The sequence below is a fragment of the Actinomyces sp. 594 genome, assembly GCF_019325145.1.
Lineage (GTDB): Bacteria > Actinomycetota > Actinomycetes > Actinomycetales > Actinomycetaceae > Actinomyces.
In genome coordinates, this window is sequence record NZ_PIZC01000021.1 from 12,172 (window position 1) to 37,360 (window position 25,189).

16 protein-coding genes are annotated in these 25,189 nt (G+C 69.1%); 4 read left to right on the forward strand and 12 right to left on the reverse strand.

Translation table 11 applies throughout. The features are described 5' to 3' along the window. The first annotated feature begins 91 nt into the window (after nt 1–91). Entirely contained in the window at nt 92–874 is a 783-nt protein-coding gene (locus GZ998_RS02935; protein ID WP_257504955.1) for a 2-C-methyl-D-erythritol 4-phosphate cytidylyltransferase, read from the forward strand. A gap of 10 nt (nt 875–884) precedes the next feature. Further along, entirely contained in the window at nt 885–2,375 is a 1,491-nt protein-coding gene (locus GZ998_RS02940) for an MFS transporter (protein WP_219108876.1), read from the forward strand. Nucleotides 2,376–2,657: 282 nt separating this feature from the next. Here the strand turns inward: GZ998_RS02940 and GZ998_RS02945 are convergent, their stop codons facing one another. From GZ998_RS02945 to GZ998_RS02985, 9 genes are all read right to left on the reverse strand, one after another. Then, nucleotides 2,658–3,095, reverse strand: coding sequence for an organic hydroperoxide resistance protein (locus tag GZ998_RS02945; protein ID WP_202616245.1), 438 nt, complete (start codon nt 3,093–3,095; stop codon nt 2,658–2,660). Nucleotides 3,096–3,223: 128 nt separating this feature from the next. Further along, on the reverse strand, nt 3,224–3,700 hold the full coding sequence (locus tag GZ998_RS02950) for a DUF2218 domain-containing protein (protein ID WP_219108878.1): 477 nt from the start codon (nt 3,698–3,700) through the stop codon (nt 3,224–3,226). Nucleotides 3,701–4,037: 337 nt separating this feature from the next. Continuing rightward, the gene (locus GZ998_RS02955; RefSeq protein ID WP_219108880.1) at nt 4,038–6,224 is read right to left on the reverse strand and encodes a hypothetical protein; all 2,187 of its coding nucleotides are present in this window, start codon (nt 6,222–6,224) and stop codon (nt 4,038–4,040) included. 235 nt (nt 6,225–6,459) lie between these two features. Further along, nucleotides 6,460–8,790 carry an AAA family ATPase gene (locus GZ998_RS02960; protein ID WP_219108882.1) on the reverse strand — a complete coding sequence of 777 codons (2,331 nt, stop codon included), beginning with the start codon at nt 8,788–8,790 and terminating at the stop codon, nt 6,460–6,462. 1,272 nt (nt 8,791–10,062) lie between these two features. Further along, complete coding sequence (locus GZ998_RS02965; RefSeq protein WP_161923492.1) at nt 10,063–10,347, reverse strand: putative quinol monooxygenase; 285 nt, start codon at nt 10,345–10,347, stop codon at nt 10,063–10,065. 168 nt (nt 10,348–10,515) lie between these two features. Then, nucleotides 10,516–12,522 (reverse strand): ABC transporter ATP-binding protein, encoded by a 2,007-nt coding sequence (locus GZ998_RS02970; RefSeq protein WP_219108884.1) that lies wholly within the window; start codon nt 12,520–12,522, stop codon nt 10,516–10,518. 2 nt (nt 12,523–12,524) lie between these two features. After that, nucleotides 12,525–14,276 carry an ABC transporter ATP-binding protein gene (locus tag GZ998_RS02975; RefSeq protein ID WP_219108888.1) on the reverse strand — a complete coding sequence of 584 codons (1,752 nt, stop codon included), beginning with the start codon at nt 14,274–14,276 and terminating at the stop codon, nt 12,525–12,527. Between the two features lie 155 nt (nt 14,277–14,431). Beyond that, nucleotides 14,432–15,028, reverse strand: a complete 597-nt coding sequence (locus GZ998_RS02980) for a TMEM175 family protein (RefSeq protein WP_219108890.1) — start codon at nt 15,026–15,028, stop codon at nt 14,432–14,434. Between the two features lie 237 nt (nt 15,029–15,265). Next, nucleotides 15,266–16,507 (reverse strand): CdaR family transcriptional regulator, encoded by a 1,242-nt coding sequence (locus tag GZ998_RS02985; RefSeq protein WP_219108892.1) that lies wholly within the window; start codon nt 16,505–16,507, stop codon nt 15,266–15,268. A 155-nt stretch (nt 16,508–16,662) separates the two neighbouring features. Here GZ998_RS02985 and GZ998_RS02990 point away from each other — a divergent pair, with 155 nt between their 5' ends. Further along, the gene (locus tag GZ998_RS02990) at nt 16,663–17,271 is read left to right on the forward strand and encodes a DUF1269 domain-containing protein (protein ID WP_219108893.1); all 609 of its coding nucleotides are present in this window, start codon (nt 16,663–16,665) and stop codon (nt 17,269–17,271) included. Nucleotides 17,272–17,317: 46 nt separating this feature from the next. On the opposite strand, the gene GZ998_RS02995 is transcribed toward GZ998_RS02990, so the two are convergent. Next, nucleotides 17,318–19,687 (reverse strand): prolyl oligopeptidase family serine peptidase, encoded by a 2,370-nt coding sequence (locus GZ998_RS02995; RefSeq protein ID WP_308807143.1) that lies wholly within the window; start codon nt 19,685–19,687, stop codon nt 17,318–17,320. Nucleotides 19,688–20,265: 578 nt separating this feature from the next. Between GZ998_RS02995 and GZ998_RS03000 the strand changes: the two genes are divergently transcribed. Then, the gene (locus GZ998_RS03000) at nt 20,266–21,834 is read left to right on the forward strand and encodes a DUF1593 domain-containing protein (protein WP_219108899.1); all 1,569 of its coding nucleotides are present in this window, start codon (nt 20,266–20,268) and stop codon (nt 21,832–21,834) included. Between the two features lie 8 nt (nt 21,835–21,842). Here the strand turns inward: GZ998_RS03000 and GZ998_RS03005 are convergent, their stop codons facing one another. Together GZ998_RS03005 and GZ998_RS03010 are read right to left on the reverse strand one after the other, a co-directional pair. Beyond that, a complete protein-coding gene (locus GZ998_RS03005; RefSeq protein WP_219108902.1) occupies nt 21,843–23,117 on the reverse strand; it encodes a glycoside hydrolase family 1 protein in 1,275 nt (424 codons plus the stop codon). Nucleotides 23,118–23,212: 95 nt separating this feature from the next. Beyond that, on the reverse strand, nt 23,213–25,162 hold the full coding sequence (locus GZ998_RS03010; RefSeq protein WP_219108905.1) for a CocE/NonD family hydrolase: 1,950 nt from the start codon (nt 25,160–25,162) through the stop codon (nt 23,213–23,215). Nucleotides 25,163–25,189: the final 27 nt, after the last annotated feature.

The following is a 25,189-nucleotide window of genomic DNA, read 5'->3' on the forward strand; positions in this document are numbered from 1 at the left end:
GCTCCTACTCCACCCGGCGCGGGCCGGTCCCCGCGGGATCGGCATTGCCTGATGCGCCGGGAGGAAGATGCCCGCTGGTAGGGTCCCGTACATGCCGGACGCAAGCACAGGATCCGCCGTCGCCATACTCACCGCCGCTGGCTCGGGCACCAGGCTAGGCGCCCGGGGGCCGAAGGCGCTGGTGGAGGTTGGCGGCGAGTCGCTGCTGCACCGCGCCGCCCGCGGCCTGCTCGAGTCCGAGAGCCTCGACCACATCACCATCACCGCCCCGGACACCCAGGTGGAGCGCTTCACTGCGGAGGTGGCGGACATGGCCGGGGACGGGCAGATCACAGTAGTCGCCGGCTCACCAGCGTCCCGGCAGGCGTCGGTCGCGCTCGGACTAGCGGCGGCACTCGCAGCCCGCCCCGGTGCCGCGGTCGTGTTAGTGCATGACGCCGCCCGCGCACTGACACCGCCCGAGCTGATTAGCCGCGTCGTTGCCGCCGTGCGCGCCGGGCACGACGCCGTCGTCCCCGGCCTGCCCGTGGTCGACACAGTCAAGGAGATCGACGGTGCTGGGCCGAATCCGGCCGGGGAGCCGGTTCGTGATATCGAGGTCGACTACGTCGTCGGCACGCCGGACCGTGCGCGGCTGCGCGCCATCCAGACTCCGCAGGGCTTCACGCGCAGCACCCTGGAGACGGCGCACCGCCTGGGCGCCGACGTCGCCGAAGATGAGGCGCGGGCGGCACGGGATGACGCCTCCCTCGTTGAGGCCATGGGGAAGCGCGTCGTCGTCGTGGCGGGAGACCCGCTCGCCCTGAAAGTGACCACGCCACTGGATCTGGCCCTCGCTCGGATTCTCGCCCGCCGGGAGCCGGTACAGCCGTAGGCTCGGAGGCATGCGGCCACATGTACCGGGACGGGACTCAGAACTAGGCTCGGCGCTCAGCTCCACTGGTGGAGTGGGTCGCGGCTACAACACGTCCGCGCGTGCGAAACTGCTGACGTGGCCAGTGCTTGCCTGGGGGCTGTGGGACTGGGGCTCGGCGGCCTTCAACGCAGTGATCACCACCTTCGTCTTCTCGGTCTACCTGACCAGTGCCCCCTTCGGTGACCCCGCTGATAGTGAGTCCGCGCTGTCGGTGGGGCTGACCATTGCGGGAGCCTGCATCGCCCTGCTGGCCCCCGTGACCGGGCAGCGCTCCGATCGCGCCGGCCGCAGCGTGTTCTGGCTCGGCGTCTACACGGCGATCGTCGTTGCGGTCAGCGCCGCCCTGTATTTTGTGCTGCCCGAGCCTGGGTACCTGTGGCTGGGCATCACGCTGCTAGGGGTCGGCAACGTGTTCTTCGAGTTGGCGTCCGTCAACTACAACGGGCTGCTCTCGCGCCTTGCCACCAAGGATCGGGTCGGTGCCGTCTCCGGGCTCGGCTGGGGGATGGGGTACCTCGGGGGGATCGTGCTGCTGCTGATCCTGTACGTCGGTTTTATCAGCCCGGAGGTCGGCTGGTTCGGGGTGACCGACCAGGACGGCATGGATGTGCGCGTGTCGATGCTCGTCTCCGCCGGCTGGTTCGGTCTGTGCGCGATTCCGGTGCTGGTTACCCAGTCAGGCAAGCGGGCTTGGCGGCGGTGGGCAGCTATCGAGGACACCGACTACGGTGCGGCCCGTTCGCTGGCCGGGCTGGAGGCCGAGCCGGCAGACCCGGTGCAGGCACCGCCGCGGATTATGCGCCACGAGTCCCTGGTGGCCTCCTACAAGCACCTGTGGCGTACCCTCGTGGGACTGTACCGTACCCATCCGGAGGTGCTGTGGTTCCTGCTGGCCGCCGCTGTCTTCCGTGACGGGCTGGCCGGGGTCTTCACCTACGGCGGGATCATTGCCCAGAACACCTTCGGCTTCTCCCCTGCGGACGTGATTGTGTTCGCCGTGGCGGCCAACGTAGTCGCCGGTGTTGCAACCATCGCCGCCGGGCGACTGGATGACCTGCTGGGGCCGCGCCGGGTCATCATTGGGGCGCTTGTCATTTTGGTCGTCGCCGGGTTGCTGGTATTTCTGCTGCACGCGGCGGGGGCGCGCGTCTTCTGGGTGCTGGGACTTGTGCTCTCCGGCTGCGTGGGCCCGGCGCAGTCGGCGGCGCGCTCGTTTCTGGCACGGCTAGTACCGCAGGGACGCGAGGGCGAGATCTTCGGTCTTTACGCCACCACCGGGCGGGCGGTGTCCTTCATGGCGCCGGCGATGTACGGCGGTTCGATCTGGCTGGGGACCCGGATCATGGGTGGCGGCGCCGGCTATTGGGGCATCCTCGGCATTGTCACGGTGCTTGCTGTGGGGCTGCTGCTCATGCTGCGAGTGCACGACCCCTCGGGCCGCATCAGCGTTGGTGAGTGACGCCGCCCCCGCATATACGCGCATGGCCTGAGACTCTCAGTGGTGTCGTCGTCCCGGCTGAGCGGCCCCGCACGCTTACGAGTGCCACCAGCTCCTTGCCACGGGGAGTTTTGCCCGTCATTTCAACGTTCTCATATTTTGGACGAAAACGCGGATGCGCTCCTGCGTGCGCCGCAGTCGGCGGCGCACGCAGGAGCGCACTGACAATGTTGACTCAATCGAGTTTTCCGCCTGATTCCGCGGAATTAGTGATCCGTCCTGGGGGCTGAGCGTGCGGCGGAGTCAGTCGTCGGAGACGGTGATGGTCACCGGGATGTTGCCCCGAGTGGCGTTGGAGTAGGGGCACACCTGGTGGGCCGCCTCGGCCAGAGCCTGAGCCGCATCATGCGGCTGGGCGGGAATGACAACCTCCAACTCGACGGCCAGGCCGTAGCCGCCCTCACCGTTGGAGCCCATGGAGACTCGGGCGCCGACGCTGGAGTCGCCCAGTTCGGCCTTCTGCATGCGGGCTACACCCTGCAGGGCGGAGTGGAAGCAGGCGGCGTAGCCGGCGGCGAACAGCTCCTCCGGGTTGGGCAGGTTGGCTCCGGAGCCGCCCATCTCCTTCGGGATAGCCAGGTCGGTGTCGATGCGGCCGGTGGTGGAGGCGACGTGGCCGTTGCGGCCGTCGCCAGAGGCCAGGGCCTCGATGGTGTAAATCGGGGTGATGGCGTCGGACATGGTGGACCTTCTTATGTGGGAGTTGTGCTTGACCGTGTCGGGCCTATAGCCGACCGGGCATGGGCACCACAGTATGGATGCTTGTTGGAAGCCAGGTGGGAACTTCGCCCGGGAACCCGGAGTCGGCGTCAGGCGCGCAGGTCCGGGAAGTCCTCGGCCGCGTCGGATGCGCCCTCACGCGCCGAACGGTCCTCGTACTCGGTGCGCAGGCGGTCCAGGTCCTCCTTGGTCAGGGGGCCCTGCGTAGTGCCGTCGGAGCCGTCCTGGCGCTTCCAGGACACGGCCAGCCCGTCCTCGTAGCCGAAACGGGCCAGGTGCCGACCGGCAACCTCTTCCAGGCGCGGCAGCTCCTGGGCCGAGGCCGACAGGGTCAGGACGAGTGCGCCCTCCTCGCAAGCCAGGTCCACGATGCCGGCCACGGCCCCCTCGCGGTTGAACACCAGGTGACCGGTGGAGTCAGCTCCATTCCACTCGCCGTCGATCTTGCGGCTCATATGGCTGACCAGGCGGCGGCCGTAGTCTGCCGGCTTATCGGTCGCTACACGCGCCACGGAGCGGGAGTCGAAATCGGGAGTTCCATTAGCGTTTACTGAATTAACGGTCATGAGACGAGGCTAGCCACGTGCCTTAGCCTCGCCTAGCCTTATCGCTCGCGGCTGAGTCCCCGGTTTGATGGCCCGTACCGGGAATACGGCGAGTACTTCAGGCGAGGGACTCATAGCCGCGGCCTGGTGCCGCTGAGCGTGCAGGGGCTGCGTCGGTGATGGTGCCCGAGCGACCCCCCCCGGCGCCGAGCGGCCGCCGAGCGTGCAGGGGTCGCGCCCATGGGAAACGTAAACGCGCTGAACGCGTGGAGCGGCCGCCGAGCGCGCAGGGGCCGCGTGTACCCGGGCAGGCGGCGGCCCGCCCACTGAATGCGCCTCCCCTTGGCGGTGTCCGCCCCTAAATCAGGCCGCACACTACGAGCTGCTCCTTGGTTGGGTGCTTGGCGCTGTCCACGGCGTCGCGCTCGTAGACGAGTACCACGGTTCCGGGCGCTGGCACCAGGTATCCGCTGCTGACAAGCGGGATATCGTTCGCGGCGACGAAGTCTTCCGGGGAGGCGACCTGGCCGAGGCCCAGGTGCAGCACGACCTTCTCGTTCAGGTCGAGGACGTCCAGGCCCGAGTGCTCAAGGTTCTTCTTCACGATTAGTGTGTCAAAGTAGCCGCGGCCCGTGGCCTGCTCCGTCAGGTCCCCGGCGGAGTACACCTGCTCCGTCATGGGGTCGAATACGACCGAAAGGGCCGGGCGGTAAGAGCGGTAGGCGTAAGCCTCCGGATCGCGGATGCCGAGTGTGCTCGCGGCGTTGGGGGAGATGGGGCGGTCCAAGTCCCCCAGCGTCACCGGCTGCGTGTCGGCATCGACCCCGGAAAGGGTGTCGAGGCTGACCGCCTCAATAGAGTATCCGAGTGATTCGGCGTCGAATCGAGTGCCAAGGCTCTCGCGGACTGCCGCGGGATCGCTGAAGCGCACGGTCCAACCATCCACGATGGCGATGCCGGTGTGATCCCGGTGGCTGTATACAGGAACGATGCCTTCCACGGTTCTGCTCGCTCCGGGGTCGGTATCCGGGGCCACGGTTACCTCGCACCACGTGGCGTTTTCAGAAATCGTGCTGGGGTCTGTGCACTTGGCTCCAAGAATTAGGGTCGAGTGCCCACCCTGAAGGAAGGGCGAATCGATCCGGGGCGTACCGGGACCCGAACCGCGCGCATACTCCGGCCTTTGTGCGCCGCTCTGATCGCTGCCGGCGCCGCGGTCCGGAAGCTCGGCCACGACGCTCCCATCGCTTAAGGACAGGACTTCGGCGCCCGCCGTGACTACGTGATCGGTGATCTGGAATGGGACCGCTGAGCCCCGCCAGTCCACAACGGTTCGCTCAAAGGCGACTTCACCGGTGGCGGTGTCCAGCGAGACGAACAGGCTTCCGTCGACCCCGGCGTAGACGATCACCAGGTGGGCGCGATCCGGCGACAGCGCCGCGTGGCAATGCACCTGCTCTTCTTCGCCGCAGGGCGGATCATTCAAGGCGAGGTGCGTGGTATGCGCCTTGCGGCGGTAGGACCATGTGGTTTCGCCGGTGCTGGGGTCCAGGCCCTCGGCGCCGTGTTCGGTGATGGCAATTGGCCCGGCCGAACCCGGGATGATGCCGTGGATCCGGTCCTCGGCTCGACGATCGAATACGCGTTGCCAAGTGAATTGGCTGCCGAGCGTCTCAGGCACGGGCTGTCCGGCCGCGGCGGCTACTTGGACCGACTGCGACACATAGACTCGGGCCGGTGCCGCTAGGGCTGTTACCGCTAGACCGACAGTCAGAATCATGGCGATCATCGCGGGCCAGTCCGCGCGCGGGCGCCTGAGTGTGCGACGCCGTACCCCGGGGGCCGCCACACTGGCTGCGCGCAGAAGCACTCCGGCCACTGCGCCCACTCCTAGTCCGGCGACGGCGACGGCATACTGCAATAGCACCGGGTAAGGGAGCCCGATGTCTTCCGACTGCTGCCACCACGATCTGCCGAGCAAGTAGGCGCTGATGGCGGGCGGTGCCGCCAGCAGAACCGTCATGAGCGCCATGGGTGCGTGCCTCCAGCGAGGACTCGCGCGAAGATCCTCCGCCATAGAAACGGCCGCTGCCCAGAAGATCGGGGCGAGGACTGCCAGGATCAGGATGAGGGATATGTCATCAATGGGCATTAGACCGATCAACGACCAGCAGGCGGCGACGATAAGCAGCATGCCCAACAGCAGCGCAGCCCGGACGCTGCGTCCGGTGAATGGCCTTCGCCCGCCTTCTGGGAGCGTACTCATCGTTATCCAAATGGCCGGGGCGAGAAGAATTAGGACCGGAATGAGCCCGGCGTCCGGTTGCAGCCTCTCCGGGAGTTCCGTATTGACGGTGATCCCGCGGCGCGCCCAGACTCCGGCAGTCCCTGCGATGGCGGCGGTAAGTAATCCGCCGGCCCGCAGTCCGCGCAGGAAGCCGGTGCGCTGGGCCTGGCCTCGGACCAGGTTCCTGCGCGGGGACCGCGAGCGGGTCCTGGCCGGGGAGGGCGTGGCGTCGTCGTCGGCGGCGGGGGAGGTGCGCATGCTGCCAGGGTGGCAGGAGGCGCCGCCCCCGGCCATGGGGCGCACTGCCCGCGGGCGGGCGTGGCGAGTCGGCCGTGGGCGGCCGACACCGCCACCCACGGCCGCCGGCACGCCATCTGCCCCGGCCCCGCGGCCCGAGCGCCTACGGAAGTGCAGGCAAGGGCTCTGCACTGCCGCGGCGCTCGGTGCGCGCGCCCTGCGGACACGGGGCTCGCGCCCGCAGGCCGGGATGGCATCACACGTTGGTTATACCCAGGTGGTCCAGCAACCCGGGCATGTTGATGCCGACCCCGTCCGCGGGGGTGCGCACCACGTACGCGGCGATGGTGGCCTGCGGGTCGGGGCCGAGGGCGGCCTGCACGTGGGCGAACTCCTCGGGCAGTCGGGCCCTCGTTCCGGCGTAGACCCGTTCCAGCGCGCTGCGCAGCCGACGGCGGGTGCGGTACTGGTCGTACTTGACCTTCACCATGTACTGACGGGCGTCTGCGAGTACTACACCTTCCACGGGGTGGTCCTGGCTGGCCAGCGCATCGTCGTGTAGCACCTGGTCCAGTTCGACGCGGGAGCCCGCAGTGGCGAGCACCTCCACGCTTGCCAGGCCGAGCCCGGCCAGCTCCCCCATCAGCTCGTCGCGGCGGTGGAAGGCAAAGCTGTTGTCTATGACTGCCAGGGCCGTGACCCCGGGGCGGTGTGACTCGTCCACAAGGTGGGGGTCGTTGGCCAGCGTGACCTCCAGTGCCACTGACACGTCATGATCGGATAGGAAGTTGATGAGTCGCCGACGCGCCTCACCGGCCACTACCCGCTCCACTGCCTGGGCCGCGGCCTGGCCGTAGCCGGTGTCCCCGGCCTTGGACCACACCCGCAGGTCCCCGTCCAGGGCGAACATGATCCCGAGGAACCCATTGACCTTGCGGGTCAGGGTCACGGGATACGTGAGATCGTCCAGGGTGGTGCCGCGCTCGCCGACGTTGAAGAACTTGTCGAACCCGCGGCCCACTACCTTCCCGTCGCGAACGAACAGCCCGCGGGCGGTGGAGGTCAGCTCGTCCCAGTTGCCGTTGTAGAAGGCCCGCCGGGTGAAGATGTAGGACACCACCCCGTCAGGTCCTTCCCGTCGACGGATGTCCGGGTGGGCTTCCAGACGGGCGACGACGTCGACCTGTGCGCCTGCCGATGGCGTGGGCGCCTGCTCCCTGGGCTGCCGCTCGCCGTCCCGAGCGTCCTCGTAGTCGCGGTACTCCTGGACACGGACCTCCAGGGCGCCACCATTCCCGGACCGCAGGCGTGCCACGCGCAGCGCGCCGCCCTCCTCCACCCGGTTCTCCAGGTTGTAGACGCCCGCCACGGCGTCGGCAGGGGCGGGTTGGCTGTCATGCTTGCCGTTGCGGTGCCCGTGGAGCTGGAGCACCTGCCCGCCCTCCAGGACCAGGAGCTCATCGACGTGGTCGTAGGTGGATCGACCCGAGTAGGTCAGGGCCCTTTGGGAGGTTCCGTAGACGAACTCGTTGTCCACCAGGTGCGCCAGGCCACAGCCCGACTGCCTCCCCGCCAGGGCGCGCTCCAGCGCCGCCTGAGTGACACCGCCGTGAGTGACCACGCAGACGGTGTCACAGCCGTGGACACGGAAGGTGCACAGGGGCACGGTACGCCGCAGCAGATCCAGGATGTCACGGTCGCCGTAGCGGGTCCTGATCTGCTCGTGGCTCGTGCCGGTCCGAGCGGACGGCTTGCCGGTACGGCGGATGAGCTCGAGCATCCGCAGCTCGTGATTGCCTTGGACCAGCACCACTCGGGTGGGATCCAGGGCGCGCACCTGCTCGAATACGCCCAGTGCGTCAGGCCCGCGGTCGAACAGGTCACCGGCGAACACGATAACCTCACCGTCTGGGGTGTCGGCCAGCGCCCGGGACAGGGCACGGGAACACGACTGCACGTCACCGATAACCGTTACGCCCCGCGCGGTGAGCATCACGTCCTCCCCGGAGAGCAGACCGGTGCCGGTGGCTGTGGCCTCGGATGCGCCAGTGGCTGGGGCGGCAGCGACGTCGGCTACGTCATCCGCGTAGGAGAAGAACCTGGCCACAGCGGCCGGGTCATCGGGGCTGATCCGCTCTACGCCCTTCACCACGGCGTTGCCCTGGGCGCGCTGGAGCATGCGCTCCAGGGCGGACTCATCCAGCCGGTCTGGCCCCCGGGTGATGTTGCGCCGACGCAGCTCGGCGTCGCTAATGCCCTCCTGGCAGTCCACCAGGCCTACCCGGTAGTGGTGGCGCAGCGCCAGCTCACGCCACTGGTTCTGCTCCTTGGAGCTCAGATTGGTGGAGTCGACGACGACCGTCGCTCCACGGGCCATACGCGCCTCGGCGGCGTCGAACACCATCCGCCAGATCATCTTGTCTGCGCCACCCAGCAGCGAGGTGGCACCGTCCAGGGTCATGGCGCGCGGGTACACCAGCTCGCGGAACTGATCGGCGGAGACCACCTGGTCCTCCAGCCCGTGGCTACGTACCCAGGTGGTCTTGCCGCACCCGGGCGCCCCTCTCATCAGCAGCAACCGCCGCATTGTCTTGTTCTCCTTCCTGTTGGTACTTCATCTCGACTTCCTGTTATCTGCCGACCCGTTCGTGCTGGCCTGCCTGCGTACCTGTGCCGGTGCCCCCGCGCGGCCAGGAGGGCCTGCGGGCCGACGGGGACCGGGCAGGCCCCTGGACCGGCTGGCTGCGGGCGGTGTGGGCGCCGGGTTCTGCCGGTTCCTGGCGGGGAGCAGGGTCGCCGACGCCGTTTCGCGCCGCGCAGGTCCGCTCTGGGGCTTGGGGTGCCTGGGGCACACGCACAGTCGGCGGGCGTCACCGCCCCCGGCCGGGGGAGCCTTGGGAGTGCTCGGGACCACGCCACGGGCGCCGGAGTCGTCAGTGCGACAGACCAGCGCCGCCCCCGGAAGGGCAGTCACTCACGGAAGATGGAACGCCCAGGGGGACCTGCTGTGTGATGCCCGCCGGCCACTCGCACACGGTGTCGCAAGGCGTGGGCGCCTGCGGTGCGGGGGCCGGGGAACGGGTCAACTGCGCTGTCGTCGCGGATTCAACGGTTTTCGTCCCCACGTGGCTGCAATGCGCACGTCACTCCGGCGCCGCTTGACATGGAGCAGCGGCGCTGGAGACATTGAGGATGACGAGAACACGGGCCATTTATACATCCTTGACGACTTGGGGACAAGAGGCGTTCCCGGCGCGGGGTGGCCGGGGCGGAGGCGGGAGAGGCGTCGTCGTCGACGGGGTCGGGGTGATCCCGCCCCGGACCGGCGACGACCGGGCTGGCCGGGAGCCGACGCAGATTCCCGGGTACCGGGGTTGAAAGGGTTATTCCCCCGGAACTGCGCGGTCGTCCGCGCTCGCAGTTCCGCGCGCCCGGTCCCGACCGCCTTACTTCCCACATGTAGGAGAAAGGGCGGAAACATGACTCTCAAACGCGCAGTGGCCCTGTATGCGCTCCAGGACGCCTACGGGCGCGGCGGCCTCGGCCTGGAGGGGTGCATCAGTCTGGTCGAGAACATGGGCGCCCGGGTTCGACGGATACATGACACATCCGGTTCTTCGTGTTGGCGAGTGCGGTGGGTTGGCTGGTTGCGGTTCTCGCCGCTACCTGGCGAACCGTTGTCCAAACACACGAGCCGTCCGCACCCGCAACGGCGCCGACGACGTTCCTGCCTGCCCGAACACGACCGCATCAGCGCGAGACGACCCCCCGCGCCCGAACACGGCCACCAATTGTCAATCCCCAGCCGGCACCATCACGCCTCAAACCGGGAGAGCCGTATGCCCTGGGGCGATGGAAATCAGGCCGGCTCGTACTGGACGATGGCCGGATCGCTGGTCGTTAGGGCGATCAGCTGTGGGATGAGCGTGGTGAAGTGCGCGGAGGCGTTGTGCGCCTCGATGGCGGTGTCGTCGGCCCATGTCTCCAGGAAGGTGAGGGTAGTGGCGTCGTCGCGGGCGCGCAGCAGCTCGTAGGAGACGTTGCCAGACTCCGCGCGTGAGGCCTCCACAAGCTGACGGGCCTTGGCGGTGAACTCGTCGACGGCGTCGGGCCGGACGGCGAACGTGGCGATGATGTGGATCATGGGAGCCTCCTCGTGCATGGGTACAGCTGCCGACAGTGCGGCTGTGTCATTACTACCGACCTCGGCACGTAACGTCTACCGACCTCGGTGAAGGGGGACTGCGGGGTGGTTCCTGGGGCACCCCGGGGTTACCCCTGCCGCTCCAGGGCGACTCCAGTTCGTCCTGGCCTACTCCAGCTCGAAGGCGCCGGTGTAGAGCTGGTAGTAGGTGCCGCGCTGCTCGATGAGCTGGTCGTGGTTGCCGCGCTCGATGATGCGGCCGTGGTCCAGCACCATGATCGCGTCGGAGTTGCGCACCGTGGACAGCCGGTGGGCGATCACGAACACCGTCCGCCCCCGCATGAGGTTGTCCATGCCGGCCTGCACCAGTGCCTCGGTGCGGGTGTCGATGGAGCTGGTGGCCTCATCCAGGATCATCACCGGCGGGTCGGCGACGGCGGCGCGGGCGATCGACAGCAGCTGAGCCTGTCCCTGGGACAGGCTCGAGCTATCGCCCGAGATCACCGTCTGGTACCCCTGGGGCAGACGGCGGATGAAGCCGTCGGCGTTCGCGAGCTTCGCCGCCTCGATGCACTCCTCGTCAGTGGCGTCCAGGCGCCCGTAGCGGATGTTGTCCATGACCGTGCCGGTGAACAGGCGCACGTCCTGGAGCACCACGCCCAGCGAGCGGCGCAGGTCTGCCTTGGCGATCTTGTTGATGTTGATGCCGTCGTAGCGGATCTTGCCGTCGTCGATGTCGTAGAAGCGGTTGATCAGGTTGGTGATCGTGGTCTTCCCGGCGCCGGTGGCGCCCACGAAGGCGATCTTCTGCCCCGGCTTGGCCCACAGGGAGACGTCGTGGAGGACCTCCTTGACGCCGTCGTAGGAGAAGTCCACGTGCTTCATGACGATCTCGCCCCGCAGCCGCGTGTAGGTGACGGTGCCATCCGCCTGGTGGGGGTGGCGCCAGGCCCACACGTCGGTCTTGCGGTCGGCGGGCTGGACACCGCCGTCGGCCGTCTCGACGGCGTCGACCAGGCCCACATACCCGCCGTCCTGCTCGGGCTGCTCGTCGATGAGGGCGAAGACTCGGCCGGCGCCGGCCAGGCCCATGGCGATCAGCGCCACCTGCTGAGAGGCCTGGTTGATGGTCTGGGACAGCTGCCGCACCATCGTCAGGTAGGAGACGATGATGCCGACGGTGATGGTGCCCATGCCGGCGAAGCCGATGTTGGTGACCTGCAGCTGAATGAGCAGGCCGCCAACCAAGGCGATCAGCACGTACAGCAGGTTGCCGAGGTTGCCCATGACGGGGCCGAGGATGTTGCCGTACTGGTTGGCCTTCTCCGAGTCGGAGAACAGCTGCCGGTTCAGGACGTCGAAGTCGGCCTTGGCGGCCTCCTCGTGATTGAAGACCTGGACGACCTTCTGCCCGCCCATTATCTCCTCGATGAAGCCCTCCTCGGTGGCCAGTGACTGCTGCTGGGCGACCATGTACTGCGAGGACTTCCCGCCCAGGCTGCGGGTGGCGGCGACCATGATCGCGGCCACGACCAGCACCAGGATCGTCAGCCAGAGGCTGTAGTAGAGCATCATCGCCAGCATCGCCCCGAGCGTCAGGCCGGACTGAATGAGCGTGGGCACCGACTGGCCGATCAGCTGGCGCACGGCGTCGGTGTCATTGGTGTAGGTCGACATGATCGCGCCGTGGGCGTGGGTGTCGAAGTACTTGATCGGCAGGGACTGCATACGGTCGAACATGTCGTCGCGCATGTGCTTGAGCGAGCCCTGCGTGACCACCGCCATGATGCGTGAGTACAGGAAGCTGGTGATCACCCCGAGGGCGTAGACCACGCCCATGGCGGTGATAATCCGCACCAGCGTGGGCATGACGGCGTCTAGGCCCGCGCTCAGGCCGGGGGTGATCACCTCGTCGACCACCCGCTGCATGAAGATGGAGGCGACCGTGGATGCCACCGAGGCGATCACGATGCTGATGGCGACGACGATCAGCTGCCACGGGTAGTAGTGGAAGACGTAGGCCAGCAGCCGACGCGCCGGGCGGTCGATGTGCGGCAGGTCGTGCGGGTCAGACTGGCCATCGGGGTGCTGTGCGGTGGCGCTGGCCTCGACGACGGCCTCCGGCTGCTCGGCGTCGGGACGCTCCTCGGGCCGGTCGGTGCGGTTGCGCGCCATGATCACGCCACCTCCTGTTCCTGACTGGTGCGATTCTGCGACTCGTAGATCTGCTGGTACTCGCCGCCCAGGGCCATCAGCTCCGCATGGGTGCCGCGCTCCAGGATGCGGCCGTCGTCGAGCACGATGATCTGATCGGCGTGCTCAACGGAGGAGAGCCGCTGGGCGATGATGATCTTGGTGGTGTCGGGGATCTCCTGGTCGAAGGCCCGGCGGATCAGGGCGTCCGTGCGGGTGTCGACGGCGGAGGTCGAGTCGTCCAGGATCAGGATCCGCGGCTTCTTCAGCAGGGCGCGGGCGATGCACAGGCGCTGCTTCTGCCCGCCGGAGACGTTGGTGCCGCCCTGTTCGATGCGGGTGTCGTAGCCGTCGGGGAACTGACGGATGAACTCGTCGGCCTGGGCCAGCTCGCAGGCGCGGACGAGCTGGGCGTCGGTGGCCTCCGGGTCGCCCCAGCGCAGGTTGTCCTTGATGGTGCCGGCGAACAGGACGTTCTTCTGCAGCACGACGGCGACGGCGTCACGCAGGGACTCCAAGTCGTACTCGCGCACGTCGACGCCGCCGACGCTCACCCGTCCGGAGGTGACGTCGTACAGGCGGGAGATTAGCTGGATGAGTGTGGTCTTAGCCGAGCCAGTGCCGCCGACGATCCCCAGGGTGGAGCCCGACGGGATGGTCAGATCGATGTCGTGCAGAACGTCGGCCTGGGCATCGGCGGAGTAGCGGAAGGAGACGCCCTCGAAGCGGACCTCGCCGTCGGGAGCCTCGGTGCGGCCGTCGGCGGGGGAGGTGAGGGTGGGGCGGTGCTCGATGACCTCGGCGATACGGTTGGCGGACTCCACCGACATCGACACCATCACGAAGATGAAGGCGAGCATCATCATCGAGGCCAGGATCTGCACGCCATAGGTCATCAGCGAGGAGAACTCGCCGGTGGTCAGCTCGGTACCGCCGCTGCCTACTACCACCCGGGCGCCCAGGTAGTTGACCAGCATCAGCGACACATAGATGAAGAAGACCATGATCGGGCCGTTGAGAGCCAGGATCTTCTCGGCGTAGGTGAAGTCCCTGCGCACCTGCTGGGAGGCGGCGCGGAACTTCGTCTTCTCGTGCTCCTCGGTGACGAAGGACTTCACCACCCGGATCGCGGAGACGTTCTCCTGCACGGAGTTGTTCAGGGCGTCGTACTTCTTGAAGATCCGCCTGAAGATTGGGAACACGTAGGCGGCCAGGCCGATCAGCGCGCCCCCGAGCAGCGGCAGCATGATGATGAAGATCAGCGCCAGTCGAGCGTTGATCGTGAGCGTCATGATGATGGAGAAGATGACCATCAGCGGGACGCGCACGGCAACGCGGATGATCATCTGGTAGGCGTTCTGCACATTGGTGACGTCGGTGGTCATGCGGGTGACCAGCGACGATGTCGAGAAGCGGTCGATGTCTGCGAAGGAGAACTCCTGTACCCGGTAGAACAGGTCCTGGCGCAGGTTGCGTGCCAGGCCGGCGGCCGCCGTGGCGGCGCGCACGCCGGACATGACGCCGCACACGAGCGAGATGAGTGCCATGACCACCAGAACCAGGCCGATGCGCAGGATCGGGCCCATGGAGCGGCCGGTGAGGGTGTCGATGAGCTCGGCCATCAGCAGTGGCAGGACGCACTCCAGCCCGGCCTCGCCCACCATGAACAGCGGTGCCTGCAGTGATGGCCTGCGGTACTCGCGCAGGCTGCGCAGGAGGGTACGTACGGTCTTCACAGGGGTCTTTTACCAGCTTCCCGGTAGATTAGGTAGTGGCCGATCGACGTGATCTGTGGCCAACGGGGAGAATGGCAATCCTGCTACCGGCTTGGGCATGCAAGTTCTACCGATCTTGGTGGAGAGGTGGCGACGGCGGGCTGCCGCATGAGCGCTCAGTCTCCGCGCCGCTGCAGGTAAGCGACCAGGCTGATGACGATGCCTCCCAGCAGCGCCACCGTCATCACACGTGGCACCCAGACTGCGGCCAGCACCAGCCCCAGGATCTGGATTGCCCACTCCGCCGGCGCCAGGGCCCGGCGATCGCGGCGCAGCGGAACCAGCGCCTGATTGTTCGGGTCGGCGGCCCGCAGTGAATGGTGCACGGCGACGCGACTGACGGAGGTCAGCAGGAAGACCAGGCCGTAGAGCACCTGTGCGGTGCTGTTGCCCGGATTCTGGGCGACCAGCGTCGTGGTGTACGGGAAGAACGAGGCGAAGAAGAGCAGCAGCAGGCTCAGGCCCACTGTCGTGCGGGTTACCAAAACGGCCGGGTCCCACTCGTAGTGAATGCGCGCCCACAGCAGGCCCAGCCAGGCGAAGGAGACCGTATAGGCCAGCAACTCGTTGCGCAGTTGCCACAGCCCCGCAGGGCTGACCACCTCGGGCTGAGGCAGGTCCAGGATGAGGATGGTGATGATGATGGCAAGGACCGCGTCCATGAAGGCGGCGAGCCTCTCCTTGCCCATAGTTACGGGCGGCTTCTTGACCATGCGATTTCCTCCGGGGGTCTACTGCGCCGGTTCGCCGTCTGCTACGCCACTTAGGGGTTTGCTGAATGGCTATGGGCCGTTCAGCAAAGGTCTAACCGGCGTACCTAACGGTGAAGTAGCGTAGTAGACGACTGACGACGGGCGCGGATGGGGGCGGCTAAGCGGAAGTACTCGGGGCGGGCAGTCCGATGAACGCCGTCCTCGGCCGCGGTCGTCCCAGTCGGCGCGGGTGGCCGGTCAGGGCGTCACCGGGTCGGCGGCATCGGGAATCCATGCCAGCAGGTCGAGTGCCAGGGCGATGTCGGTTCGGTGCCCCTCTAAACCGTCCGGAAGCATGCCGACCGCTTGGGCAATGCGGTAGTTGACCGTATTGCGGTGAACGTAGAGGCGTTCAGCAGTGACGCTTCCGTTCTCACCTGCTGCCAAATAGTGGCGCAGGGTGAAGCGCAGCCGCTCCGCGTCCGCGGTCCCGCCTGCCAGTGGGCCGAGCGTGGCTCCGAGCCAGCGTCGGGTGTGTTCCGGGCTGTGCAGCATGAAGGTCAGTGGCGCTACCTCGCTGTAATCTGCCGCTCTGGGTCCGTTCCCCGACGCGCTGACCACTCTGAACGCCGCCGTGGCCTGCTCATAGGTTCGCACAAAACCGGTGATGCCCCACTCCGGCTGCCCGAAGGCACCGACCAGGGATTCGTCCTTACGGATCTGCTCCGCCCAGTGCTGCTGGGCGGGCTGCGACTGGCAGGAGGACCACAGGGCCGCCGTGTCCTCCGCCAAGTTCACGACCAGCGTCCTTTCGGTCGGCAACGTCTCACGTAGCCGTCGCTCCAATCCGCTGATCGCCTCGTCGAAGTCATATTTGGTCCGCACCACGGCGGCAATATTCCAGGAACTCACCGGATACCCGAGCAGGCGGGAGGCCACTGCGCCGTCGGTGACCTCACCGTCCAGGACCGAACGGAGACGTGCCTGGAGGGCCGCGTCGCTGCGCTGCTGACGGCGTTGCCGCCGTTCGAAGAAGGCTCCCACCGTTTTGCGGTGCCGCGCCGCGAGCTGAGCCAGCACGACGTCGACCAGGGGCGGCAGCACCTGCGACGTCATGCCGGCGGGCAGCACCTCTACCGCCGTGGACACCACATCCCTGACGAACACCCTGCTGGCATTGAGGAACACGGACTCGACGACGTCTGCCGCGGCACCCCGGTCCGCCAAGTGCTGGACGATCTCCTCCGTCGCGGCGAGCAAGGGGTCCTGCCCGGAGGTCTCCAGCAGAAGCGTAGTGCTGAGTGACTGAAAGGAACCCTTGATTACCTCGGTGGTCAGTCTTCGCAGCTCGGCGTCGACCACCAGGTCCGGCAGGTCGCGTGCAACTTGTCTAAGAGTTGCGGCGGCCTCGCTGTCTGCACGGTTGGTGAGCCTTCGTACGAACTCGTGGCGCAGCTGCTCGGGAAGTCCCAGCGGCTCCGGTGCGGCGTCGGGAATCATGACGAAAACTGTGCGCGCAACGCGCGCCTTGTGCAAGTTGCACGACGGCATGGGCGAATTCTGGTCGCGGGACCATGGCTGTTACGGGATGCGGCCGGTTGACTGTTCACCGAACGCGCGGTGAGGGACGCCGTGCGTCACGGAAGGAGCAGAACATGACCGACCATAACTTCGCCGTCGTCACCTTCACGGAGTCGAGCAAGGCCTATGAGACGCTGAGCGACCTGCGCGGGGCCTCCCGTGAGGGGCGCATCGGCGTCGCCTCGGCGATCATTGCGGAGCGCGAGCCCGACGGCCGCCTGCACCTGGCGGAGGGCAGCGACGCGGTCATCGGCGCCGGAGCAAGCACCGGCGGCCTGGTGGGCATGTTCGTCGGCATTCTCGGTGGCCCGCTGGGCGTGCTGCTCGGCTGGGGCACCGGCGCGTTGGTTGGATCCATCGCTGACAGCAAGCGGCTGGGCCGCAACGAGACCATCGTCGGCGAGTTTAGCTCCCGTCTGCCCGCGGGCACGACGGCGATCCTCGCAGAGGTGAACGAGGTGACGCCGGAGGTACTGGACGGGTTGGCCGCGTCCCAAGACGGCGTCGTGCTGCGGCGTGCCGCAGTGGACGTGCTCGCCGAGCTGGAGGCGGCCGAGGCTGCCGCGGAGGCGGCGGACAAGGAGGCCAGCCGCGTCATGCGCGAGCAGCGCCGTCAGGATCGCAAGGACTCCTGGGATGAGCGTGTCGCCCGCCTCAAGGCGCGCTTCCAGCGTAAGAACTGATGTCCTGCTGTTAGGGAGGGCGGTGCCGGGCGCACTCCTCTGCGCCCTATTGCGAGCCGGGGTGCACGTCCTCGCCGGCGGCCGCCCGCCAGGCGAAGGCGTGGATGAGCGCGCTGGTGGCGGCCCGCTGGGCAGAGACCGCCGTGCCGGCGTGCCCGCCCTCGCTCTGCTCCACATATCCGGCCGCGAGCCCCAGTGCGCGCATCCGGTAGGCCATGGCGCGGGCGTGCGCGGGGTGCACGCGGTCGTCGGCGGTGGAGGTGAGCAGCAGCAGCGGGGGATACTCCCGCCCCGGCACCAGGGCGTGGAAGGGGGACAGGGACCGCATGGTCTCCCATTCGTCGGGATTGTCTGGGTCCCCGAACTCGGAGCGCCACATGGCGCCGGTCAGCAGCCGCGTGTACCGCTCCAGGTCCAGCAGTGGCGCCTCCGCGATTGCCCCGCCGATCAGCTCGGGGTGGCAGGTGAGCATCTCACCCGCGAGCAGCCCGCCCGCGCTGGCGCCGTGCACCACCAGCTGCTTCGCGGTGGTCACCCCGCGGTCGATCAGGGAGCGCGCCACCGCCGCGAAGTCCTCCACCACCCGCCTCCGGCCCTGGCCGGTGCCCGCCAGGTGCCAGCCGGGACCGTACTCGCCGCCGCCACGGGTGCAGGCCACCACGTAGGTGCCGCCCCGCTCCAGCCACGCCTTCCCGGTCAGTGGCTGGTAGCAGGGCGTCTGGCTGGTGCCGAAGGCGCCATAGCCGTACAGCAGGGTCGGGCCTGGGGCCGTTCCACCTTCGCCTGCATCCGCTCCGGTGCGTGGCCGACCGATCTGGAAGTAGGGCACGCGCGTGCCGTCCGCGCTGACCGCAGCGTGTTGGCTGACCCGCACTCCGCGGGCGTCGAAGCGGGCGGGCGCCTGCCGCAGCACCGACATGCCGGTCACCTCGCCCGCCTCGGTCAGGCGGGCGAGCGTGAGCGTGGGCGGGGTGGTCCACCCCGAGGCGGAGATGAACAGGTAGTCGGTGTCCCGCTGCCGCACCGCCTGCGCGCTCACCTCCAGCAGGGGGCGGCCCGGCCGCAGCTCGGTGGGGTCCGGGGCCGCGGCTACCTCGGCTTCACTCGGGCGGTAGGCGGCGCCCGTCAGGTCGATCCAGTGGTGGTGCCATCCGCCCCGGCCGACGGCGTGCTCGCCCGCCTCCGGCTCACGCTGCGACGGCGGCGTGCACACCTCCAGCCGACCGGCGACGTCGTCCAGCACCGTGAGCACCAGGTGGTGGCGGGTCCAGGTGGCGGCGGACAGGAAGGACGAGGACGTGGGGGCGAACAGCACCTCCAGCCCGTCGCGCTCCCCGCGCAGCCACTGATCCAGTGGAGCGGCCAGCAGCATGCCCGCCTCGTAGCGTTCCCCCGCCACCTCCCAGGGTTCACGCAGCTGGATCGTCACCCAGTCGCGTCCCACCCCCACGGAGGCCGACGGCGGTGCCTCGATCCGGATCGCACCTGCTGGCACCGTCTCATCCCTGGCCGCGAGCGCCTGCCGCGCCTCCGCCTCGCCGACGGGCACGACGGCGTCGTCGGGCAGCCACCACACGCGGGTGTCACCCATGCCGTCCATGCTCATGAGCCAGGTGCGGCCCCAAGCATCGCAGCTGGCCCGGGTGACGATCGCATCCGCGGCGCCGGTGATCAGCACCTCGGCGTCCCGGGGCGCCTGCCCGCGGCGCAGGCGACGCGCCTGGCGCGGCAGTCCGGCCGGCGACAGCGACCCGGCACCGAAGTCGTCCGAAAGCAGGCAGGTGTCGCCGTCGGCGCCCCACGTCAGCGTGCCCTTGGACAGGGGCTTGCGGAAGCCGCCCTCGGCCGTCCCCAGAAAGCGCCGCTCTTCCAGGTCGAACTCCTGGGTGGTGGTGGCGTCCGTCCCGCCGTCGGACAGGCTCACCAGGGCGCGGCGTCCTGCCAGCGGGCCGGTCTGCAGCACCTGCGCCCCCGCCCAGGCCAGGTCGTGGCCGCGCCGACGGCGCTCAGCATCCAGGTCGAGCAGCACCTCCCACTCGGTGGCGGAGGCGTCGTCGGGGCGCGGCGGGCGGGAGGGGGCCCCGGCCGCGTATGACGCCCAGGTGGTGCGCCGCCACACTCCGCGGGGGTGCTCCGGGGAGGTCCAGAAGTTGTAGACCATGCCGGCGGCCTCGGTGACTGCGGGAATGCGGTCCGGGGAGTCGAGTATCTCCTGAAGGTCCTGGGTCAGGCGCAGGTAGTCGACGTCGTCAGTGAAGGCGGCGACCGTCTCATCCGTCCGTGCCGCCGCCCAGGCCAGGGCCTGCTCGCCGGTTGGCTCGTCCAACCAGCCGGGCACCGGTGGCAGTTCGCGCGCCTCGGTGGGGTCCGGCGGCGCGGAGTCGTCTGCACGGGGCGGGGCGTCGGTGCGATCCACCGGCCCATTGCAGCACATCCCGGGCTGGTGGCGTAGCCTGCCCGCTGCCCGGGCGAGCGCTGCTGGCGACCGCTGCCATATGTACGCGGCGAGCGGGACGCCGTCTGAAGCTGATGGAAGGGGAGCGGGACACCCCGCCGACGCCGATCCCCCACTTGCTCGGCCTTGTCAGGCGAGCGCGCGGGCGGGCACAATAGGGGGGAGCCACCCGGCAGCAACCCGGATGACTCCCCGACGTAAGCGGCTCAGCCGAACCACTTACTGAGGGCATCCGTCAGGACACCTACGGCCCGGACCAGGCGAGCGATGTCGTTAATTATCTCGCTCACCTGCCGGGCCGTAATCCTGTCCTTCCGGACTTTGGCGTGTCGGCCTTTCGGTTTGGACACGGCCCTCACCTCCTCCCCAACCTCCTTCTTCCCCGGCTGTCAGGACAGTGGTGTCCCGGGAGAAGGTGCCGGAGAAGGCGGGCTCAGTGTAACTGCGGGCACAGACGCATATCGGTGCGGGCGTCCTAATGGGCCGTTCAGGCGTCGTCGAGATCTCGCAGCGAACCGCGCATGTGGCACGCTGGGGCCATGCGCAAGGAAGCCTTCCCGCGGGCCGACTGGCCCCGCGTCGTGGTCACCACCGACCCTGAGCTGGATGACCTGAACTCCATGATCCGCCTGCTCACCCACGCCGCCGAGATCGACCTGTGCGGCCTGGTGTACGCGGGCAGCAAGTTCCACTACGCCGGCGACCCCGCCCGCGGCATCGCCTCCCACCGCTGGCCCGCCCCCGGTGACAGGCTCCACATCGACGAGGCCATCGACGCCTACGCCCAAGTGGAGGACACCCTGCGCGTGCACGACCCCCGCTTCCCCACCGCCGCCCACCTGCGCTCCCTGGTGCGCATGGGCAACATCACCGCCGAAGGGGAGATGGACGAAGACACCCCCGGCTCAACGCTCATCGCCGATCTGCTGCGGGACATCGCGCTGACCCCGGACGCCGCCACCGGCGAGGGCGGCGCGCTGCTGGACGCCGCCCGCCCCCTGTTCATCCAGGCCTGGGGCGGCATCTCCACCTTCGCCCGCGCCCTGCGCACCCTGGAAGAGGAACTCGGAGGCCGGGAGGACTGGCCGACGCTGAAGCAGCGGGTGCTGGACCGGGTGGTGCTGTCCTCCTTCGGGGAGCAGGACTCCACCCTGAGTGAATACATCCGGCCGCGCTGGCCCGGCCTGGAGCACCGCGAGGTCGCCACCCGCGCCTGGGGATACACCACCCGGGACGTGCTGCTCCCCGCGGACCTCGAGCTCGTTGGCCCGCAGTGGACGCGCGAGAACGTCAGCGCCCGCGGGCCCCTGGGGGCCGCCTACCGGGTGTGGGGCGACGGGCGGCGCATGGCCGCCGACTTCGACCCCGAGGACTACTTCGGCGAGACGGGCAAGACCGAGGCGCAGCTGCGCGCGGAGGGCTACCGGGTGTGGTGCCCGGTGCAGGAGGCGGGTTCTTTCATCTCCGAGGGCGACACCTCCAACTTCACCCTGCTGATCCCCAGCGGCCTGCACTCCTGGGAGGACGCCACCTTCGGCGGCTGGGGCGGCCGCCAGGTCCCCCACCCGCAGCTGCCCGACACGCTCACCTCCGACATGCGCTTCGACCTGCCCGGCCTGCCCCAGCCCGACTACCCCCAACAGGTGGTCGACCACGCCGCCGACGGCTCCGCCCCGCCCGAGTACCACATGACCCGCTGGTGGCGGGCCCTGCAGAACGAGTTCGCCGCCCGCCTGACCTGGTCGGTGACGCCACGCTACGAGGACGCCAACCACCCGCCGGCCGTCGTCGTCGAGCACCCCGACGGCGGCAGTGGGCTGGTGCGCCGCGTGCGCCCCGGCGAGGTGGTCACCCTGACCGCCACCGCCACCGACCCCGACGGCGACCACGTGCTGCTGCGCTGGTGGGCCTACCCGGAGGCCGGGCCGAATCCCTGCCCGACGCCGCCGCGCATCCAGGACGACGGCGCCGGCACCGCCGTCGTCACCGTCCCCGCCCAGGCGCGCCCCGGCCAGGCGATCCACCTGATCGTCGAGGGCACCGACACCGGCACCCCGCCGCTGACCCGCTACCAGCGCGTGGTGCTGGAGATCGTGGACGCAGGCTAAGCCAGGAGTCAGGCGCCGGGCTCGAGCGAGGCGGCATTCTCCGCGGCGATCCGCCCCAGCCAGGCCAGGGAGGGCTTGGGCATGCGGGCGAAGTCGCGCTCGCGGTCCACGGCGATCAGCCCGAAAGTCGGCTCCCAGCGGCCCCACTCATAGTTGTCCAGCAGTGACCAGTGGCAGTAGCCGCGTACATCCGCGCCGTCGGCCACGGCCGCGATCAGGCCGCGCAGCGCCTCGGTGGTGTAGGCGATGCGGCGGGCGTCATCGGAGGTGGCGATGCCGTTCTCGGTGACCAGCAGGGGCTTGCCGTAGCGCTCCCAGTAGCGGCGCAGGTTGATGCCCAGCGCGTCGGGACGGTAGGCCCAGCCGGTCAGCGTGTTCTCGGGCGAGTCGGGGTGCGGGACGGGGCCGGAGGCGTCCACCGGCTGGGAGGTGTATGCCTGCACGCCGATGAAGTCGTCCTCGCCGGTGGCGTCCAGGTAGACGCCCTCCCAGTGGTGGAAGACCCGCTCGAACGCCTCATCATTACCGGGGGTGGGGGTGAAGGCCTGGGCGGCGATCGCCCAGCCGACCTGCGCCTGCGGCACGGTCTGGCGCAGCACGGCACGGGCGGCGGCGTGCATGGCGATCAGCTTGGGTGCCAGCTCGAGCGACGGGGCGGGCAGGGCGGCCATCCGCTCGGTGGGCGCGGCCGCCTCGACGTCGTCGGCCCCATGTTCGGCGTTACCAGCAGCCACGCCCCCGGCCGGAGCGCGCTCCGTCCCGGGGTTCTCGCCGATCACGGCGGTCAGGCCGCTCATCAGGTTCAGGATGTTGGGCTCGTTGATGGTGATGATCCAGCGCACGTCGTGCAGGATCTCGGAGACTTGGCGTACGTAGGCGGCGAAGCGGTCGGCGGCGTCGGCGCGCTGGATGCCGCCGCCGAGCGTGAACCACAGCGGGCAGGTGAAGTGGTGCAGGGTGATGATCGGCTCCAGGCCGTACTCGTGGCAGGCGTCAATCATGTCCCGGTAGTGCAGCAGGGCGGCGCGGGAGAAGTCGCCGTCGGCCGGCTCGATGCGAGCCCACTCGATGGAGAAGCGGTAAGCCTTCAATCCGCCCGCGGCGGCCAGGCGGATGTCCTCGCGGTAGCGGTGGAAGGAGTCGCAGGCGGAGCCGGACTTCTCCGGCAGCAAACCGGCGGGGGAGTGCTCCACGGCCCAGAAGTCTGAGGCGATGTTGTCGCCCTCCACCTGATGGGCGGCGGTGGAGGCGCCCCAGATGAAGTCGTCGCGCAGGATGGTCATGGCTGGTCCTTTTGCTGAGGTGAATGGCGCAGTGGTCAGTGTCCAACGGGAGCGGACCGCATTGCGCCGCTTCGACCGAATTCGGCACGTTACTTCTACCGACCTCGGTGAGGGGGAGCGGCGGGGTGGGCCGTCAGGTCGACGGTGGTGACGACGACGGCGCTGGGGTGGGCGGCGTCGTGCAGCACCCGCATGGTCACCGGGGCGCCGTCGGCTGGGTCGGCCACGCTGTAGCGCGGCCAGTTGGAGCCGGCCAGGTCCAGGCGCAGGCGGTGTCCGGCCGGCAGGTGCACGCCGGTGGCCCACATGTCCACCTTCGCCTCCACGGGCTCGCTCGGTGTGAGCGGGTCGCGCCTACCCGTTCCGGCGCGGGCGCTGAGCCGCAGCACGCCGTCGGTCAGCAGGGTGGAGGTGCCGTCCGGGGCCACGTCGGTCAGGGCGGCGTGCAGGTGGGCGTCGACGGCGTCGGCCGCCACCCAGGCCTCAAGGCGCACCGGCCCGAGGATCGTCACCGGCTCGGTCAGCGGCGCACTGGTGAACGCCGCGACGTCCCCGCGCGCCTCAACATCGCGCTGGTCGTGCGGGCCGGCGTTCTCCGGCGGCCCCATTAGCATCTGGCCGCCCGCGGTGGGCACCGGATCCGCGGGGTCATGCACCCAGGCGGTGAAGCCCGGAGCAGCCTCATGGGCGGAGCGTTCCCGCGGCGAGACCGCATCGGCCGCAGTGCTCGTGACACCGTCGGACTGTGCGGCGGGTTCAATCCGCCCCTCTCCTGGGGCGTCCAGTATTCCGCCCGCGCCCAGGTGCCAAGCCTGTTCGACGGCGTCGGGGGCGGGCCAGGCGGGCAGGTCGATCCACCGGTCCGCGCCCATGATGTAAACGCGTACCGGGTCGCGGGGCAGCCGCGCCGCCGCCTGCGCGTCCCCGAGCACCGCCTTCCAGAAGTCCAGGCTCAACTCGCCCAGGCCGACGTCGTCGATGCCGCCGCCGGGGAAGTCGCGCCCGGCCAGGTGCCCGTCGAAGGTCAGGTGAGTCCAGGGTCCGATTACCAGGCGTACGTCGCCGGGGCGGCCCCGCGCCGCCGCACCGGAGGCCATGGCCGTGAAATTGCGCAGGGTGCCGCCCTGGAACAGGTCGTACCAGCCGGACACGTGCAGCGTCGGCACGTCCAAGTCGGCCAGGGCATCGGTCGGGTAGGCGACGGATTCCCAGTAGGCGTCGTGCAGCGGATGGTTCACCCAGTCCACCAGGTGCCCGCCGGCCCGGTGCGCGGCCGCCAGATCGCGTGCCGCCTGCCCGATCCCGACCCGCTTCAGATATGGGGTGAAGTCCTCCACGGGCTCGGGCAGCGCCTCCTGCGGGGCGTCCGCGCGACCGTCGCGCCACAGCCCTGTGCGCACCTGCTGACGCGCCCACTCATAGGACGGACCCTCCAGCAGCACGCCGCCGCGCATGGCCAGGTCATCGTCATAGGTGGAGGGAGACACCCAGGCGGTCATGCCCGCCAGGTTCTCGGTGCTCGCCAGGGCAGCGGTGAACTGGGTGGTGGTCAGGTAGGAGTTGCCGAAGGTGATTACCCTCCCGTCGCACCAGGGCAGCGCGGCCAGCGCCGCGCGCGTCGCGGTACCGTCGGCGGCCTCATCGAAGTAGAAGCGGAAGTCGCCGTCGGAGATGTCCGTGCCGCGGCAGGCCTGGGCGACCACCGTAAAACCCGCGGCGACAGCCCGATCCAGGCTCACGCCCGCTTGCATGCCCAGCACCCCCGCCATGAGGCCGGGCGTGGCCGGGTCCGCGCCCGTGACTTCGGCAACCATGGGGCGCCAGGCGCCGAAGTAGGGGCAGCGGGTCAGCAGCGCCGGGTGGGCGGCGGCGTCGGCGGGACGCACGACGTCGGCGCGCAGCACGGTCCCGTCCGGCATCGGGACCTCCAGCACCTCGTGGATGGCGCGGGAGGCGGGTCCGTCCGCAGCGGGCAGCTTCAGGGTGGTGCGGACGGAGTCCGGGATGGCGGCGGTGTCCCGATCGGTTTCAGGGCCATCGGTCATGAGCACTACTCCTGTCCGCGGTCGGTT

Excerpts from the sequence above, each read along its gene's own strand:
- GZ998_RS02950 (WP_219108878.1), bottom strand. The coding sequence starts at position 3,700 with ATGACCGTTAATTCAGTAAACGCTAATGGAACTCCCGATTTCGACTCC.
- GZ998_RS02955 (WP_219108880.1), bottom strand. The coding sequence starts at position 6,224 with ATGCGCACCTCCCCCGCCGCCGACGACGACGCCACGCCCTCCCCGGCC.
- GZ998_RS03005 (WP_219108902.1), bottom strand. The coding sequence starts at position 23,117 with ATGACCATCCTGCGCGACGACTTCATCTGGGGCGCCTCCACCGCCGCC.
- GZ998_RS02970 (WP_219108884.1), bottom strand. The coding sequence starts at position 12,522 with ATGGCGCGCAACCGCACCGACCGGCCCGAGGAGCGTCCCGACGCCGAG.
- GZ998_RS02960 (WP_219108882.1), bottom strand. The coding sequence starts at position 8,790 with ATGCGGCGGTTGCTGCTGATGAGAGGGGCGCCCGGGTGCGGCAAGACC.
- GZ998_RS02965 (WP_161923492.1), bottom strand. The coding sequence starts at position 10,347 with ATGATCCACATCATCGCCACGTTCGCCGTCCGGCCCGACGCCGTCGAC.
- GZ998_RS02945 (WP_202616245.1), bottom strand. The coding sequence starts at position 3,095 with ATGTCCGACGCCATCACCCCGATTTACACCATCGAGGCCCTGGCCTCT.
- GZ998_RS02940 (WP_219108876.1), top strand. The coding sequence starts at position 885 with ATGCGGCCACATGTACCGGGACGGGACTCAGAACTAGGCTCGGCGCTC.
- GZ998_RS03010 (WP_219108905.1), bottom strand. The coding sequence starts at position 25,162 with ATGACCGATGGCCCTGAAACCGATCGGGACACCGCCGCCATCCCGGAC.
- GZ998_RS02985 (WP_219108892.1), bottom strand. The coding sequence starts at position 16,507 with ATGATTCCCGACGCCGCACCGGAGCCGCTGGGACTTCCCGAGCAGCTG.
- GZ998_RS02935 (WP_257504955.1), top strand. The coding sequence starts at position 92 with ATGCCGGACGCAAGCACAGGATCCGCCGTCGCCATACTCACCGCCGCT.
- GZ998_RS03000 (WP_219108899.1), top strand. The coding sequence starts at position 20,266 with ATGCGCAAGGAAGCCTTCCCGCGGGCCGACTGGCCCCGCGTCGTGGTC.
- GZ998_RS02980 (WP_219108890.1), bottom strand. The coding sequence starts at position 15,028 with ATGGTCAAGAAGCCGCCCGTAACTATGGGCAAGGAGAGGCTCGCCGCC.
- GZ998_RS02990 (WP_219108893.1), top strand. The coding sequence starts at position 16,663 with ATGACCGACCATAACTTCGCCGTCGTCACCTTCACGGAGTCGAGCAAG.